At 60.4% G+C, this 15,330-nt stretch carries 13 protein-coding genes and 2 pseudogenes; 1 reads left to right on the top strand and 14 read right to left on the bottom strand.

What is annotated here, in order from left to right; all coding sequences use genetic code 11:
* Positions 1-22 precede the first annotated feature (22 nt).
* The 7 genes and pseudogenes from AC3WN7_RS06785 to AC3WN7_RS06755 all read right to left on the bottom strand — a co-directional run.
* A complete protein-coding gene (locus AC3WN7_RS06785) occupies positions 23-493 on the bottom strand; it encodes an LEA/WHy family protein (RefSeq protein WP_102673553.1) in 471 nt (156 codons plus the stop codon).
* 66 nt (positions 494-559) lie between these two features.
* On the bottom strand, positions 560-2,023 hold the full coding sequence (locus AC3WN7_RS06780; protein WP_102673552.1) for a nucleobase:cation symporter-2 family protein: 1,464 nt from the start codon (positions 2,021-2,023) through the stop codon (positions 560-562).
* A 97-nt stretch (positions 2,024-2,120) separates the two neighbouring features.
* Entirely contained in the window at positions 2,121-2,828 is a 708-nt protein-coding gene (locus tag AC3WN7_RS06775) for an HPP family protein (protein WP_102673551.1), read from the bottom strand.
* Between the two features lie 159 nt (positions 2,829-2,987).
* A complete protein-coding gene (locus AC3WN7_RS06770; RefSeq protein ID WP_102673550.1) occupies positions 2,988-4,166 on the bottom strand; it encodes an MFS transporter in 1,179 nt (392 codons plus the stop codon).
* Between the two features lie 251 nt (positions 4,167-4,417).
* Positions 4,418-5,797, bottom strand: a complete 1,380-nt coding sequence (locus AC3WN7_RS06765; protein ID WP_102673549.1) for a UDP-glucose dehydrogenase family protein — start codon at positions 5,795-5,797, stop codon at positions 4,418-4,420.
* Positions 5,794-5,931, bottom strand: a pseudogene (locus AC3WN7_RS06760) (4-amino-4-deoxy-L-arabinose-phosphoundecaprenol flippase subunit ArnF); the annotation flags it as partial. The pseudogene AC3WN7_RS06760 and the gene AC3WN7_RS06765, both read right to left, overlap by 4 nt.
* Positions 5,932-6,086: 155 nt before the next feature.
* Positions 6,087-6,230: pseudogene (locus AC3WN7_RS06755) on the bottom strand (DegT/DnrJ/EryC1/StrS family aminotransferase); the annotation flags it as partial.
* Between the two features lie 316 nt (positions 6,231-6,546).
* Here AC3WN7_RS06755 and AC3WN7_RS06750 point away from each other — a divergent pair.
* Complete coding sequence (locus AC3WN7_RS06750; RefSeq protein ID WP_095967082.1) at positions 6,547-7,485, top strand: site-specific integrase; 939 nt, start codon at positions 6,547-6,549, stop codon at positions 7,483-7,485.
* 4 nt (positions 7,486-7,489) lie between these two features.
* On the opposite strand, the gene AC3WN7_RS06745 is transcribed toward AC3WN7_RS06750, so the two are convergent.
* The 7 genes from AC3WN7_RS06745 to AC3WN7_RS06715 form a co-directional block, all read right to left on the bottom strand.
* On the bottom strand, positions 7,490-8,560 hold the full coding sequence (locus tag AC3WN7_RS06745) for an ABC transporter ATP-binding protein (RefSeq protein WP_095967083.1): 1,071 nt from the start codon (positions 8,558-8,560) through the stop codon (positions 7,490-7,492).
* On the bottom strand, positions 8,557-10,155 hold the full coding sequence (locus AC3WN7_RS06740; protein WP_095967084.1) for an ABC transporter permease: 1,599 nt from the start codon (positions 10,153-10,155) through the stop codon (positions 8,557-8,559). The genes AC3WN7_RS06745 and AC3WN7_RS06740 overlap by 4 nt, the downstream gene beginning before the upstream one ends.
* A gap of 3 nt (positions 10,156-10,158) precedes the next feature.
* Entirely contained in the window at positions 10,159-11,172 is a 1,014-nt protein-coding gene (locus tag AC3WN7_RS06735) for an iron ABC transporter substrate-binding protein (RefSeq protein WP_095967085.1), read from the bottom strand.
* Positions 11,173-11,685: 513 nt separating this feature from the next.
* Positions 11,686-12,243: a PqiC family protein gene (locus tag AC3WN7_RS06730; protein ID WP_095967086.1), complete on the bottom strand. Its 558-nt coding sequence runs from the start codon at positions 12,241-12,243 to the stop codon at positions 11,686-11,688.
* A gap of 17 nt (positions 12,244-12,260) precedes the next feature.
* Complete coding sequence (locus AC3WN7_RS06725) at positions 12,261-13,937, bottom strand: PqiB family protein (protein ID WP_102673548.1); 1,677 nt, start codon at positions 13,935-13,937, stop codon at positions 12,261-12,263.
* Complete coding sequence (locus AC3WN7_RS06720) at positions 13,918-14,574, bottom strand: paraquat-inducible protein A (protein WP_015095269.1); 657 nt, start codon at positions 14,572-14,574, stop codon at positions 13,918-13,920. Before AC3WN7_RS06720 ends, AC3WN7_RS06725 begins: the two co-directional genes overlap by 20 nt.
* Entirely contained in the window at positions 14,571-15,167 is a 597-nt protein-coding gene (locus AC3WN7_RS06715) for a paraquat-inducible protein A (protein WP_015095268.1), read from the bottom strand. The genes AC3WN7_RS06720 and AC3WN7_RS06715 overlap by 4 nt, the downstream gene beginning before the upstream one ends.
* Positions 15,168-15,330 lie beyond the last annotated feature (163 nt).

Genomic DNA, 15,330 nt, shown 5'->3' with positions numbered 1-15,330 from the left:
GCGCCAGCCTGACCCTCTCTCGCTAGCGACTGCCAGTGGTCGATCCCGGCAGATTGAGGGTACCGCTGTCGACGAAACGCTTCGTGTTGAACACCCCGCCCGAGAGCTTGCCGCGCAGGATATAAGGCATGTTGTTGAGGGTTTTCATCTGGCTGATGCCATAGGTCTGGCGGATGAAGGAAAATGCCGAAACACTGACCGGCACGCTCACGACGGTGTCGGAAAAACGCCCGATCTCGCCCCTCTGATCGCTGACGCCCGAGGCAAATGGCTGGCCGTTGATGTCCAGATCCAGGGCGACGCCGTTGTAGGTGAGGTTGTTGTCATTGGGGTTCTGCACGCGGATTGTCACGGCAAAGCGTACTTCCATGCCCTCGCCCTGCAGGGGCTCGATACCCACGACGTTGATTTTCAGCGGGTCTCGATTGGGCAGCGAGGAACAGGCGCTCAGGCAGAGCAGGAGGGAAATCAGGACCGCGTGAACGCTGCGCATGGACGTGCTCTCATCTGAAAAGGGCTGTACCGCCACCGGCTCAGCCCCTGAGCCCGTCCGGCGGATTTACGGTGCGACCACCGCAGCCTTTGCGGGTTCATCCCTGGTGATCACATCGGGGTTCTGCATCACCTGAAGCACAGAGGCCTCTGGATCGAACTCGTCCTCCTCCAGCTCGATGAACTCCTCAGGCAGGAAGATATTAAGAACGATAGCGCACAGCGCGCCGACAGTAATGGGCGATTCGAAAATGTTGTGCAGGGCCTTGGGCAGTTCACGCAAGACTTCCGGCACGGCGGCCACCCCCAGGCCCATGCCGATGGAAATCGCCACGATCAGCATGTTGCGCCGATGCAGGCCGGCCTCGGCGAGAATCTTGATCCCGGCCACGGCGACGGTGCCGAACATCACCAGTTCCGCGCCCCCCAGCACCGGTTTGGGCATCAATTGCAGTACCGCGCCGATCATCGGGAACAGGCCCAGCACCACCAGCAATCCGGCAATGAAAAACGCCACGTAACGACTGGCCACGCCCGTGAGCTGGATCACCCCGTTGTTCTGGGCGAAGGTCACCATTGGCATGCTGTTGAACACCGCCGCCATGGCCGAGTTGAGGCCATCGGCGAGCAGGCCGGACTTGATCCGGCGTATGTACACCGGGCCTTTGACCGGTTGCCGGGAAATCATCGAGTTGGCCGTGAGGTCACCGGCGGCCTCCAATGGCGAAACGAGGAAGATCACCGCCACCGGAATGAACGCCACCCAGTCGAAGGAAAAACCGTACTTGAAAGGCACCGGTACGCTCATCAGCGGGACGTCGGGCAGGCCGTTGAAATCCACCTGGCCCATGAGCCAGGCCACCCCGTAACCGAGGGTCAGGCCGATGACAATCGCCCCCAGGCGCAGAAACGGCACGTCGACCCGGTTCAACACCACGATGGTTCCCAGTACCAGCGCCGCCAGGGCCAGGTGACTGGCAGCCCCCAAGTCCTGGGCGCCGAAGCCGCCGGCGATGTCGGTCATCGCCACCTTGATCAGCGACAACCCCATCAGCGTGATGATCGTCCCGGTCACCACCGGGGTGATCAGCATGCGCAGTTTGCCGATGAACTGGCTCAACACCACTTCAATGAACGCGGCAAAAAAGCACACGCCGAAGATGGTCGAGAGAATCTCGTCGGTGCCACCGCCCCGGGCCTTGACCATGAAGCCGGCGCTGAGAATCACACTGATGAACGAGAAACTGGTGCCTTGCAGGCACAACAGGCCCGAACCCACCGGGCCAAAGCGCCGCGCCTGGACGAAGGTGCCCAGGCCCGAGACGAACAGCGCCATGCTGATCAGATAGGGAATTTCGCTTTGCAGGCCCAGGGCGCTGCCCATGATCAGCGTCGGGGTGATGATGCCGACGAAACTCGCCAGCACGTGTTGCAGGGCGGCGAAGACGGTGGCGGTCAGGTGCGGACGGTCATCGAGGCCGTAGATCAGATCAGTGTTACGGGGCGCGGGGGCTTTTTCGGAGGCGGTCATGGTGGTTTGCGTGCCAGAAGGCGGGCCGGGTCAGAAAATGGAGGCGCAGGATGCCAGAACCGCCCGGCCACGGCAAAAGTTCCACCAGAACAGGGGCTTACGGACGCGGGGCGAACACCTCGGTGACGCTGCGGCGTTTGGCGTGCAATTGGCTGGCCTGGATCAGCTGTTCGAGGTCCTCGGGCGTGACGTCATAGAAGGCTTCCATGTCCGCCAGCGCCAGTTTCAGGTCTTCGGCGGTGATGGCCTGACTGTCGACGGGCGGGTGATCGGCCGGGATCATGACGGCCGGTTCGCTGCTGCCCTTGGGGTAACGAACGCGGGTCAGGTTGTTGTAGGCGAGGGCGCAGAGCAGCATCGTCGTTGCGCTGAGCATGACCGGCTCAATGGCTTTCCAGTCCATGGCAATGGTCACCGGATCGGCCAGCACCAGGGTCAGGGCCAATGCCCCGGCCGGTGGATGCAGGCACCGTAACCAACACATCAGCAACACTGCCATGCCCGCCGCCAGACAGGCGCTCCCCAGGGTTCGGCCCAACACATGGGCCACCAGCAGCGCAATCACTGCGGCGCACAAGTAGCCACCCAGAATCGACCAGGGTTGGGCGAGCGCTCCCGAAGACACGGCAAACAACAGCACCGCAGACGCCCCCAGCGGGCCGATCAGGTGCTGGGCCACCTCAATGCCAAACACCAGGCTACAGAGCCAGACGCTGAGCAGCGTGCCCAAGGCCATGCCGATGGCGGCGCGGCTCCATTCGGTGGGGCGGGTGTTGATGGCGACGGGCAACCAGCGGGCAAGCATTGCGAGAAAACTCCGGCAGAAAAACTCGAGGTAAAAAAAGGGCTTAGCTGGCAAACCCAGAAAGCCCTTGAAGGTGTTCCAACTGTTGGGGGAGGAACAGGCACAGTGTGCCGTTCAATCCAGCTACTGACAAATTCATATTAATGAGCTTTCAGTGCATTAATTTTGCTTTAAGTGGCCCCGTCGGCCACTCATGTAGCAGAGCAGGCCACCCAGCGCAGCCAGTGCACTCAAGGCATAAAACATCGTCGGCGCCGGGCTGTGCATCAGCATGAAGCCGCAAATCACCGGGCTCACCGCGCCACCCAGCGCAGCCAGGTTTTGCGCGCCGTAGTAACTGCCGCGCAGTGCTTCCGGAGCCAGGGTGTCGACAAAGAGAAACTCGGCCGGGTAAATGATGATTTCACCCAGGGTGAAGATGAACATTGCCACGCACCAGCTCACCAGGCTGTCCGCCAGGCTGAAACCGATCAGGCCGAGAATGAACAGGCCGGTGCCGGCCACAATCCACTGGCGCAATTGTTCACGTTTGAGAAAACGCCCGACCTGGTATTGCAACAGGATCACGCTGATGGCGTTGCAGGCGAGCAGGGCGGCCATGATTTCCATGGTGTGCCGGGGATTACTGGTCACCAGCAGGTATTGCGACAGGTAAAAGGTAAATCGCCCGTGCACCACGGTGCTGAGCAGGCAACCGGCGGTGAACATGATCAGGGTGCGGTCGTTTTTCAGGGTGATCAGGGTTTTCAGAAAACTCTGCGCTTGACCCGCAGGAGCCACTTTGCCCGGATCCGCGGGAATGCCGGTCATCAGGAAAATACTGAAAAAAGCGATGGCCGCCGCGATCAGAAATGGCGCACTGGCAAAGGCACCAGCAATCAGCACGCCAAGCATCGGCCCGACCGCGTAGCCAATGTTGGTCAGCGTATAGCTCAAGGAAAATGCCTTGGCCCGCTGGCCCACGGGCAGGTTGTCGCTGAGGATCGCTTTCGAACCGATCAGGAACAGTGCCGAGGCGGTTTCGGTGACGATCAGGGTGATCGTGGTCAGGTAGAGGTTTTCGGCAAAGGTCAGCAACACCAGGCCGACCGCGCTGGACGCCATCGCCAGCACGAGCAATCGGCGTTTTTCGAAGCGATCGATGATGTAGCCGCCGTAGAGGGAGAGCAGGGTGGCGACGAACACCGCAATGCCGAGCAGCAGACCAACGTCCTGTTGGTTGAGGCCAAGTTTGTCGCTGACGAACAACGTGAGTAACGGGCTGGTGATGGCGCGGCTGACAACGATGGTCAGCGAGCAGATCAGCAGGCGGCGGATGAGGGGGGAGTAGGTGGTCACAGCGTGAATATCCTTATTCGATCGGGTCGGCATCAGGCCAATCGTGCGCGCTACTCTAGCAGTCGGACACTCGCTCGTTGCTATGCAATTTACTGGCAGTTCAGCAACACCCAGTCATTCCCGTCGAATCGCCCGCTACGCTGCAAGCGCAAGGCCGGCCCGGCTTCCCGTGAGCCTGACAACGCAACGGCGCCAGGCACCAGCAGCGCCGATGCCAGCTTTCGCGAGACAAACAGCCGGGAGCATGAGGTTTAAGCGACCACTGATTCGGCCAGCCATTGCTGGTAAGGCATCGGCAATTTGTGCGACTCACCCCGACCGATCGGGAAGTAGGTAAATCCGATGCGTGCCAGTCGGTCCGCGTCGTACAGGTTGCGGCCATCGAAGATCACCGGCGTGTTGAGGCGTTGGCGGATAAACTCGAAGTCCGGCGCCTTGAACTGTTGCCATTCGGTGCAGATGATCAATGCATCGGCGCCGGACAAGACCGACTCAGGCGTGCCCATGAGCATCAGTTTCGACTCATCCGGATACAGCTTCTGGGTTTCCTGCATGGCTTCGGGATCGAACGCGCGGACATTCGCCCCGGCGGCCCACAACGATTCGAGCAACACACGGCTCGGTGCATCGCGCATGTCGTCGGTATTGGGTTTGAAGGCCAGGCCCCAGACGGCAAAGGTCCTGCCACGCAAATCGCCCCGGTAGAACGCGTTGATGCGCTCGAACAGCTTGTGCTTTTGCCGCTCGTTGATGGCTTCCACTGCCTGCAGCAGGTCACTGGAGCAATGGGCCTCTTCGGCGCTGTGGATCAGGGCGCGCATGTCCTTGGGGAAGCACGAGCCACCGTAGCCGCAACCGGGATAGATGAAGTGGTAGCCGATACGCGAGTCGGCGCCGATGCCCAGGCGTACCGATTCGATGTCGGCACCCAGGTGTTCGGCCAGTTCGGCGATCTGGTTGATGAAGCTGATCTTGGTCGCCAGCATGCAGTTGGCGGCGTATTTGGTCAGTTCGGCGCTGCGCAGGCCCATGAACATGATGCGTTCGTGGTTGCGGTTGAAGGGGGAGTACAGGTCACGCATCACGTCACGCACTTCATCGCGTTCACAGCCTATGACGATACGGTCCGGGCGTCGGCAGTCGGCCACGGCCGAACCTTCTTTCAAGAACTCCGGGTTCGAGACGATATCGAACTGCAATAACCGCCCGACACTGAGCAGACATTTGTCGATGTGTGAGCGCAAGGCGTCGCCGGTGCCGACCGGGACGGTGGATTTCTCCACCAGGATCGCCGGCTGTTCGCGATACCGTGCTACCGCTTCGCCCACCGACATCACGTAGCGCAAGTCTGCCGAGCCGTCTTCCCGGGACGGTGTGCCGACCGCGATGAACAGCACCTGGCCGTGCTGGACCGCTAATCTTTCGTCGCTGGTGAACTGCAACCGTTTGGCGTCAAGACCTTCGCGTACCAGGCTGGCCAGGCCGGGTTCGAAAATACTCACGTGGCCCTGTTGGAGCAGTTCGACTTTTTTCTCGTCAACGTCCATGCAGATCACGTCGTGGCCGACTTCCGCCAGTACCGCGGCCTGCACCAGGCCAACATAGCCGCTACCAAACACACTGATTTTCATGGGGCACTCCTTTGTTCGGGCGCACGAGCAGGTCGGGAATTGATGGTGATGACGCGGAGGATGACCAATGCCACGCCTGGGCTCTTTGTAAGGCTGGACGCTTCGATGAACAGCGGTACGCTGGCGACCAGCAGACCCAGACCCAGGCCCAGGCAGGTCAGCAGGATAGGCAAGGCCATATTTCAATTTGCTTATCGCGTTGAAAAAAGCCACGTGCGGCCGTTTCATCCGCCAGGACAACGCCGAAGCGGCGCCCAGGTCGTTGCTCGGCAATCTGACGCTCTGGCTGAGTAACTGCGGCGTGGGCGGCGTTTTGGATCACGGCAATGCCGTGTTTGTCGGCGAGGGCGTAAAGCGGATCGAGATCGAATGCCGCACCGGCGTAATGCACCGGGATGATGGCTTTGGTGCACGGCGTGATCGCCGCTTCGATATCAGAACCTGCATCAAATCAGATAGTTACCGGTCGGCGGTAAAAAACTGCTTCGGTTGACTTTTTTCGCCGTGGGCGGCAGGTTGGACGTCCATTCGGGTTGCTTCGACTTCATGGGAGGTTATGCCCGATTTTGTGAAAGGGACATGAAAAGCGGTGGGGGAATCGTTTATCTGAAGGCTATTTAATCTGCTGTTCAGACTTCCCGCGTTGATGGTGTTTTAGGAAAAGTTCTACAGAACCAATGTCTTTTATATGATCGTTATTTCTCTTCTTAGCTGCTTCTTTGACCTGTTTTCATTCAAGGCCGTTTCGTTTGATTGACTTACCTGTAATTGATTCTCGCACGCCCCTCACCAATCCGCTGACCCTGTATCTGGCGCGGCTGGCACCCTCCAGTCAGCTGACCATGCGCTACGTGCTGCAGGACGCCGCCGACCGCCTGGGCTTCGAAGACTGCGATATCGAGGAGATCCCCTGGCACAACCTGCAGCCCGAAGACGTGATCGCACTGGTGGCCACATTGCGTTCAGACGGCTATGCACCGAACACCTCTTCACTGTATGTCAACGCGGTGCGCGGGGTGATGAACGAAGCGTGGCGCATGAGCCTGATCTCGCAGGAGCACCTGTTGAAGATGCGCTCGGTGAAGGGCATCGCCGGTACACGGCTGTCCCAGGGACGCAACCTCAGGCGTACGCTGATCCAGGAACTGATGGCCGTTTGCGCCGCCGATCCGCGGCCACAAGGCTTGCGGGATGCGGCGATCATCGGGATTTTGTACGGCTCGGGAATGCGCAAGTCCGAATCGGTGAACCTGGAGCTGAATCAGGTCGACTTCACCCAGCGCAGCCTGCAGGTGACGGCCAAGGGCAACAAGCAGTTGATCAAGTACGCGCCGGCCTGGGCTTTCGCCAAACTGCAAGCCTGGCTTGAACTGCGCCGCTCCCTGCTCAAGGAAGGCGAACCGGACGATCCGTTCCTGTTCAATCGCATTCGCCGTGGCAGCCATATCACCCGTGAGCGCATCACCAAACATGCGATCTACTACATCGCCCGGCAACGGGGCGCGCAGGTCGGAGTGAAAATCATGCCCCACGACTTCCGGCGTTCATTCATTACCCGGGTGATCGAAGAGCATGACTTGTCGATTGCGCAGAAACTGGCGCACCACAGCAACATTCAGACTACGGCCAACTACGATGTGCGCGACGACAACGAGCGGCGTCGGGCAGTGGATCGTTTCGACCTGTGAACGATTACAGCTCGCTCAACACATGGGCGTGGCCAATGGTCGAGACCTGAACCGCGCTGCCGGCGGGTGGTGCGTACATGCCGGAACTGCGCACCAGCAGTGATCGGCCCGGTTGCTCGCGGCTGGTCAATGACTGGAGTTCTACCGTCAGCGTGCAAGTGTTGCCACTGAAATCCCGATCGGTGACCACGGCCCGGCAACCATCGGCTTGCGGGTCGCCGGGAAGGATACTGGCCAATTGCAGCTGTTCAGGGCGCAGCATGATCTGCGCCGAGTTGTTGTTGCGGTGGTTGTTGACCGGGATCCGCCCCAGGTCGCAATGAGCCCAACCGGCCTCGATGCGCGCCGGCATCACCACGGCATCCCCCAGGAACAGGGCGGTCTGTTCGTCTTCGGGATAGCGGTAAAGGTCCAGCGGATGCCCTGACTGTACCAGTCGGCCATGGCGCATCACCGCCAGCTGGTCGGCAAATGACAGGGCTTCACTCTGGTCATGGGTGACCAGGATGGTGGTGACGCCCGCGTCTTCCAGCAGCCGCGCGACCATCTTGCGCATCGCGGCGCGCAATCCGGTGTCGAGCGCCGAGAACGGCTCGTCCAGCAGCATCAGCCGTGGTTGTTGTGCCAATGCCCGGGCCAGGGCCACGCGCTGTTGCTGGCCGCCGGACAATTCGTGAGGCCAGCGCTCGGCCATCTTCGCGTCCAGCGCCACGCTGTCCATCAGTTCGGCGACGCGTTGTTGTTTTTCAGTGCCCTTGGTCGATAAGCCGAAGCCGATGTTCGCCGCCACGGTCATGTGCGGAAACAGCGCGCCATCCTGCGGCACGTAGCCGATCAGGCGTTGATGGGCCGGCACTTCGTGGGTGCCGTCGACCAGGGTCTGGCCATTGAGCGACAGGCGCCCGGAATCGGGGAATTCGAAGCCGGCAATCATACGCAGCAAGGTGGTTTTGCCGGAGCCGGACGGGCCGACGATGACCGTGCGACTGCCGCTCGGCACCGACAGGCTGACGTTGTCCAGCGCGCAATGGGCGCCATAGGACTTGTAGAGGGCATTAAGTTCAAGAGTGTTCATCGGCCAGCCGTTTTTTTCGATTGGTGATAAAGAAGTCCGGTCAGCGGCAGCGACAGCACAACCATCAATAAGGCGTAGGGCGCCGCGGCGGCGTAGTCGATTTCGCTGGTCATGGCCCAGAATCCGGTGGCCAGGGTGCGCGTGCCGTTCGGGGCCAGCAGCAGGGTGGCGGTCAATTCGTTGGTGATCGCCAGGAACACCAGCGCCGCGCCGGCGGCGGCTCCGGGGGCGGCCAGGCGCAAGGTGACCAGCCACAGTGCCCGGGCTGGCGAACGGCCAAGGCTGCGGGCGATGTTCTCCAGCTCCACCGGGGCCTGGGCAATGCCGGCGCGCAGGCTGACCAGGGCGCGGGGCAGGAACATCAGCAGGTACGCCAGCAACACGGTGAAGGTGGTCTGGTAAATCGGCCGGGCAAAATGGATCGTGACGGTGACCAGGGCCAACGCCACGATGATTCCGGGCAAGGAACTGGTGATGTAGTTGCAGCTTTCCAGCACGCGTTGCATTCGACCGGGGTAACGGATCGACAGCCAGGCAATCGGGATCGCCGCGAAAGTTGTGAGCGCGGCACCTGCGACGCCGAGCAACAGGGTTTGTTCCAGAGCAGGCAACAACTCGGCCATGTCCCAGACTTCCACGCCGCCGGCGATCAGCCATTTGCCCAGGGTGATCAAGGGCACGCCCAGGGCCAGGGCACAGGTCACCATTTGCAGCGTCAACGAGAGCAGGGTGGATGCCGGTTTCAGGCACACGACCCGTTGCTCCCGGGCGCTCCCCGAACCGACGCGAGCGTAACGTGCCGAACCCCGGGCGGCGGACTCGGCCGTCAACATGGCCAGGCAACACAGCGCCAGCACACTGGCCAGCATGTGCGCCGCTGCGCCGTTGAAGGTCGATTTGAACTGGTCGAAGATCGCGGTGGTAAAGGTGTCGAAGCGGATCATGGCGTACAGGCCATATTCGGCCAGCAGGTGCAGACCGACCAGCAAAGCGCCGCCGCAGATCGCCAGGCGCAATTGCGGCAACACCACACGGAAAAACACCTTCCAGGGTTTGAGCCCCATGGACTCGGCGACGTCTTCGATGGCCGGGTCGAGCCGGCGCAACGTGGCCGCCACCGGCAAATACAGGAACGGGAAATAGGCGATGACCGAGACCAGGACACCGGCAAACAAGCCGTGAATCGGTGGCACCAGGCTGACCCAGGCGTAACTGTGAACGAACGCAGGCACCGCCAGCGGTGCGGTGGCCAGCAACGACCACCAGCGCCGCCCCGGCAGATTCGTGCGTTCGGTCAGCCATGCCAGCGTCACCCCCAGTGCCACGCACAAGGGAATCGTCAGCAGCACCAGCAACAGGGTGTTGACCAGCAGCTCACCGACCCGAGGGCGGAACACCAGGGTCACGACGGTTGACCAGCCTGTCTGCAGGGACACGCCGATAACGTAAGCGATCGGTAGCAGTGCCAGTAATGAAACCAGCACCGACAAACCGATCACCCATACACCGCCACGCCCGGCGAATACTCCGCGGGATCGTCGACGCAATGGTGCGGGAGTCGCCTTGGCGACCCCCGCAGGCAGGGTTTCAGGCATCAATTAGAGCAGTCCGGCCTGTGTCATCAGCTCCACGGCTTTTTTGCTGTCGAGTTTTGAAGCATCGACAGTCGGCGCATCGAGCTGATTCAGAGGCACCAGTTTAGGGTTGGATTCAGCGCCTTTGCCGACGGCGTATTCAAACGATTTGCCGTTCTTCAGCACAGCCTGGCCGTCCTTGCCGGTAATGTACTTGAGGAACGCCTGGGCTTGTTCCTTGTGTTGGCTGGAAGCGAGGACGCCGCCGCCGGAGATGCTGACAAAAGCGCCCGGATCCTTGTGCTTGAAATAGTGCAGGGCGGTGTTCTTGCTGTTTTCCCCGGTCTTGGACTGATCCACCAGGCTGTAATAGTGGTAGATCACACCGCTTTCGATCTGCCCGGCATTCACCGCCTTGAGTACCGCGCTGTTGCCCCGGTAGCTGGTGTAGTTGGTTTTCATCCCCTTGAGCCATTCCAGCGTGGCGGCTTCACCCTTTTGTTGCAGGATGGCCGCGACTATGGCCTGGAAGTCAGCACCGCCTGGCGACGCGCCCCAGCGACCTTTCCAGCTTGGGTCGGCCAGGTCCATGATCGATTTCGGCAAGTTGGTTTCCGAGAGTTTGCTCGGATTGTACACAAACACCGTGGAACGCGCGGCGATCCCGACCCATTTGCCGTGGGCCGGACGATAGGCCGGGTCGACCTGCTCCAGTGTGGCTTTATCGACAGGTGCGAACAGCCCGGCGTTGTCGACCAGCACCATGGCCGGGGAGTTTTCGGTCAGGAATACATCTGCCGGAGAGGACGCGCCTTCCTGCACGATCTGATTGCCCATTTCGGTGTCATCGCCGTTGCGCAAGGTGACAGGGATACCGGTTTCCTGGGTAAAGCCCTCGACCCAGGCCTTGGTCAGGCCTGCGTGTTGCGCGTTGTACACCACGATGCCGACGGAGTCAGCGGCATAGACCTGGCCAGCGCTCAGCAACGCGGTGGCCAGCAGGGCTTTTTTCAAGAACGAAGGGATTTTTGGAATCATTCTGCGGGCTGCTCCTGGTGCATTTTTTGAAAGTCATGCGCAGTGAAACGCCAGTTAACCAATGCGAATCATTTGCATGTTTTTTGAGTTGCGGGAAATGTAGAGATCCAAATGAGAAAATAACGTCAAAAAACCGTTAATACATGTAATTTTCATTCAGATTAGCAGTACTGCGTCCACTGTGGTTCGACTCTTCGATCAAACGATGTCATCGGTCAGAATGTGACGCTGCCCACGACTGCTTTTTCAATCACCCGATGCCAGTTGCTGCTGGCCCCGCGCGGAGTTCATCGGGGTTGCGAAAGGATAGCTCGGTGATTGCCGGTGTGCCGAGGAACGGGTCGCTGAAACTACTGTGGAGCCAGCCTGCTGGCGATGGACTCCAGTGCGCCGCGTTCATCCAGATCCCACGCGTTATCGTTAACGACCATCGCTGCGATGCGGCGACCCGACAAGCCAGCTCCTACAAGAGACCGCGTCTGTAGGAGCCAGCTGGCTGGCAATGGATGGCCGTCAGGACGAAGGGCAACTCGCCTGGGGGCGGGTGGCCGCCTGGCTGATCAGCGCGGCCAGGCGTTTGATGTTGTTTTGGTGGGCAAGTACCAGTTCATCGACACTTGCGCCGGACGGCGTTTGCAAGGTGCTGCGGCAAATCACCTGTTTCTTGTCGCCCGGCTCGGCACTGCGCAGACGCCATATCACGTCCATCAGCGCATATTGACCGGGGACAGAGTCAAAGCGCTGCACATCGACCCGCACCGAATACCTGCCCTGTACGGGACTGTTGCCCAGTTGATCGGCCAGCGCACTGCTCAATTCGTCGACGAGGGTTGCGCCCCACCAATGGGTTTCGAGGATCGCCAGGCCACTGTTGCCCTCGCGAATGACGATCTGCGCACGATCGACCTGGGGTGGCAAGCTTAGCGTCTCGACCTGAATCACCCCGACGGTGGTCCTGGAATGATCGCCCACCTGGGCGGGGGTCAGGGTGTGGAACTGAATCGGGTCACTGCGGCAAGCGGCGAGCAGCAACAACGCGGTGAACACTGTGAATTTCAGCGGAAAAGCCATGGGTGTTGCTCCTGTGCTCAATTGCGCGGTGGCCCTTGCAGATCCATGGGCGGGGCATTGTTCGGGCGGCCGCGAAGCAGCGATTCCGGATGCCGTCCCAGGTAATCCGATAGATCACGCAAGGATCTCGACGTGCGTCCCAGTTCATCCAGGGTCTGATCCAGTTTTTCCCGTTGCGGCGAGTCGTCGGCCAAGGTCGAACCGGCGGATTTCAGGGTCGTGTTGGCGGTTTCCAGCGTCTTGCTGAAGTCCGACAGAGTGGTTTGCACGCCAGGCAGGATCTTGCCATTGAATTGCGCCATGCCCTTGCGCAGTTCCACGAGATTGCCATCGAGATTGCCAGCGATTCGCTCGATCGGCAGTTTGTTGATCTTGTCGACCATGGCTTCGAGTTTTTCCTGCAATTGCTCGAGGCTGCCAGCAATGGTTGGAATCATGATCGGACGTGCCGTTGGATCGAAGGCGACTTTTTCTGCCTTGGGGTAGAAGTCCAGGGCAATGTACAACTGGCCGGTCAGGAAATTACCGGTGCGCGCCTGGGCACGCAGGCCGTTATCAATAAAGGTGCCCATCAGGCGCACGCCACCCGCTTCGTCATTGGGGTCATGATTGAGCGCCTTGAGCATCTTTTCGTGGGCCTTGCCCAGGCGTTGCGGGTAAATCACGATGCCGACGTTGACCGGAAAGGAACGATTCTTCTCGTCGTAATCCAGATTGACCGTCACCACCTTGCCGATTTCCACACCGAGGAATTCCACCGGAGCATCGACCTTGAGCCCGCGCATCGCCTGGTCGAAACGCATGGCCAGGTATTGCGGCTTGCCGTTTGGCGGGGCGAGGGCGGTTTGCTGGTCGTCGAACAGTTCGTAGGCGTACTCCGCAGCGGCCGGTTTATCGCCAGGGCTGTAGTCGGGTGCGCGGAAGGCAATGCCGCCCACCAGCAGGGAGGACAACGATTCGGTCTTGACCGCAAAACCGTTGGCGCCGACGTTCACGTCAATGCCGCTGGCGTTCCAGAAACGCGTGTTTTCGGTAACGTACTTGTCGTTGGGGGCATGGATGAACAGCTCGATGTTCACGCCTTTGCCATCCGGGTCCAGCGCATAGGCCACCACCTGACCTACCGGGATCTTGCGGTAGTAGACCGGGGAGCCGATATCCAGAGACCCCAGGTCATGGGTGAACAGGGTGAAACGCTTGCCCGGTTCGCCGTAGGTGATGGGTGGCGGGTTTTCCAGCCCCGTGAAGTGTTTCGCCCGGCCGTTGGCCTGGCCGATATCGGCGCCGATGTAATCGCCCGACAGCAGGGTGTCGATGCCGGATACGCCGCCAGCGCCGATGCGCGGGCGCACGACCCAGAACTGCGAATCCTCGCGGGTAAAGCTTTCGGCCTGCTTGGCCAGCTTGATGGTGGCGTTGACACTCTTCTGGTCATCGCTCAGTTCCACATCCGAGACTTGGCCAATCACCACATTACGGTACTTGACCTCGGTTTTATTCGCCGTCAGGCCGCTCCCGGTCTTGAACGTGACAACGATGGTCGGGCCTTGCTGCAGAATGCTGTGAACCACCAGCGAAATACCCACCAGCACCGCGACGATCGGCACGATCCAGACCAGCGAAACGCTGAAACGGCGGGTCTTGATCGGTGCCTGCCCAGGGGCTTGCGGCCCGTCAGTGGCTTGCGACTTCATCCGTGACCTCCTCATTGTGCGGGTTTTCCCGCTCTTTATCCCAGATCATGCGTGGATCGAAACTCATTGCCGAGAGCATGGTGAACACCACTACCAGACCAAAAAACAGAATGCCCGGGCGCGGCTCGATGTCGGCCAGGGCCTGGAATTTCACCAGCGATGCCACCAGGGCCACGACTATCACATCGAGCATCGACCAGTAGCCGATGACCTCGACGAAGCGGTACAGCGTCGAACGCTCTTTGCGTGCCCACGCGCTGTCGCGCTGCACGGTGACCAGCAGCAAGGTGATGGCGACGAACTTGATGCCCGGCACCGCGATACTGGCAATGAAAATGATCAGGGCGATGTCCCAGGCCCCGGCTTCCCAGAACTCCAGCACGCCGCTCATGATCGTGCTGTCGGCACCATGGCCGACCATCTCGGTGTTCATCACCGGCAACAGGTTGGCCGGGATGTAAAACACCAGGGCCGCGATCATGTAGGCCCAGGTGCGGGTCAGCGAATTGGTTTTGCGCCGGTGCAGCGGCGCACCGCAACGCTCGCATTCGTGAGGCTCACCCGTCATGTCGCAAGCCAGGCCGCAGGTGTGGCACAGGCACAGGTTGAGCTCGTCGGCGTACGGAGGCGTGCTCATACAATGTCCCATAGTTCGCGGATGTCGCGCCCGGCGATGCGGATCATCATCAGGCTCAACACGGCCAGGGCAAACAACCCGATGCCGGGCAGCACATCAAGCAGGCCGGCGAGTTTGATCACGGCGACCATGGCGCCCAGCAGGCAGACTTCGAGCATGCTCCAGGGCCTCAGGGTTTCCAGCCAGCGCATGCAGAATTTGAAGCCGGGTGAGCGTTGCCCGGCGAGTGCGAAGCCCAGCACCCAGATCAGCAACAACAACTGGAAGATCGGCGCGATGATCATGGCGATCGCCGCGACCATGGCGATGAAGGTGATAGGCCCCAGGCTCAGGGCCAGCACCGAGTCCCAGAGGGTGGCGCTGTGCTTCGAGCCTTTGAGGCTGATGCTCATCACGGGATAGAAATTGGCGAAAATCCACAGCATCAGCGCGGTAAAGGTCAACGCAAGACGCTGCTCCACCGTGAGGCCGTTATAGCGCTGAAGCACGCCGCCGCAGCGCGTACACAAGGTTTTCTGATGTTTGGCGAGCGTGACTTTTTGGTAAACGCTGTCGCAGTGCTCGCAGATGATCAGCTGATCGGTAGTTGCCATGGGTCAAGCTCAACAAGAGGCAGGAAGTTCAGAGCACCCCCTCAATATAGAAGTGCCTCGCGATTGAGCAAATCGAAAGTCGAAACAAGGGGATGGAGGGCGTACCGGATGTTGCCCAAAGTATTGTGGGAGCGAGCCTGCTCGCGAAAGCGGTGTGTCAGGT

This window comes from Pseudomonas sp. FW305-70 (assembly GCF_058783925.1).
Note: the sequence above shows the minus strand (reverse complement) of the source record. Positions and strands in the feature narration are given on the sequence as shown.

What these genes read in the sequence shown, in the direction of transcription:
- AC3WN7_RS06785 (WP_102673553.1), bottom strand. Translation starts at nt 493, where the DNA reads ATGCGCAGCGTTCACGCGGTCCTGATTTCCCTCCTGCTCTGCCTGAGC.
- AC3WN7_RS06780 (WP_102673552.1), bottom strand. Translation starts at nt 2,023, where the DNA reads ATGACCGCCTCCGAAAAAGCCCCCGCGCCCCGTAACACTGATCTGATC.
- AC3WN7_RS06775 (WP_102673551.1), bottom strand. Translation starts at nt 2,828, where the DNA reads ATGCTTGCCCGCTGGTTGCCCGTCGCCATCAACACCCGCCCCACCGAA.
- AC3WN7_RS06765 (WP_102673549.1), bottom strand. Translation starts at nt 5,797, where the DNA reads ATGAAAATCAGTGTGTTTGGTAGCGGCTATGTTGGCCTGGTGCAGGCC.
- AC3WN7_RS06745 (WP_095967083.1), bottom strand. Translation starts at nt 8,560, where the DNA reads ATGAACACTCTTGAACTTAATGCCCTCTACAAGTCCTATGGCGCCCAT.
- AC3WN7_RS06740 (WP_095967084.1), bottom strand. Translation starts at nt 10,155, where the DNA reads ATGCCTGAAACCCTGCCTGCGGGGGTCGCCAAGGCGACTCCCGCACCA.
- AC3WN7_RS06735 (WP_095967085.1), bottom strand. Translation starts at nt 11,172, where the DNA reads ATGATTCCAAAAATCCCTTCGTTCTTGAAAAAAGCCCTGCTGGCCACC.
- AC3WN7_RS06730 (WP_095967086.1), bottom strand. Translation starts at nt 12,243, where the DNA reads ATGGCTTTTCCGCTGAAATTCACAGTGTTCACCGCGTTGTTGCTGCTC.
- AC3WN7_RS06725 (WP_102673548.1), bottom strand. Translation starts at nt 13,937, where the DNA reads ATGAAGTCGCAAGCCACTGACGGGCCGCAAGCCCCTGGGCAGGCACCG.
- AC3WN7_RS06720 (WP_015095269.1), bottom strand. Translation starts at nt 14,574, where the DNA reads ATGAGCACGCCTCCGTACGCCGACGAGCTCAACCTGTGCCTGTGCCAC.
- AC3WN7_RS06715 (WP_015095268.1), bottom strand. Translation starts at nt 15,167, where the DNA reads ATGGCAACTACCGATCAGCTGATCATCTGCGAGCACTGCGACAGCGTT.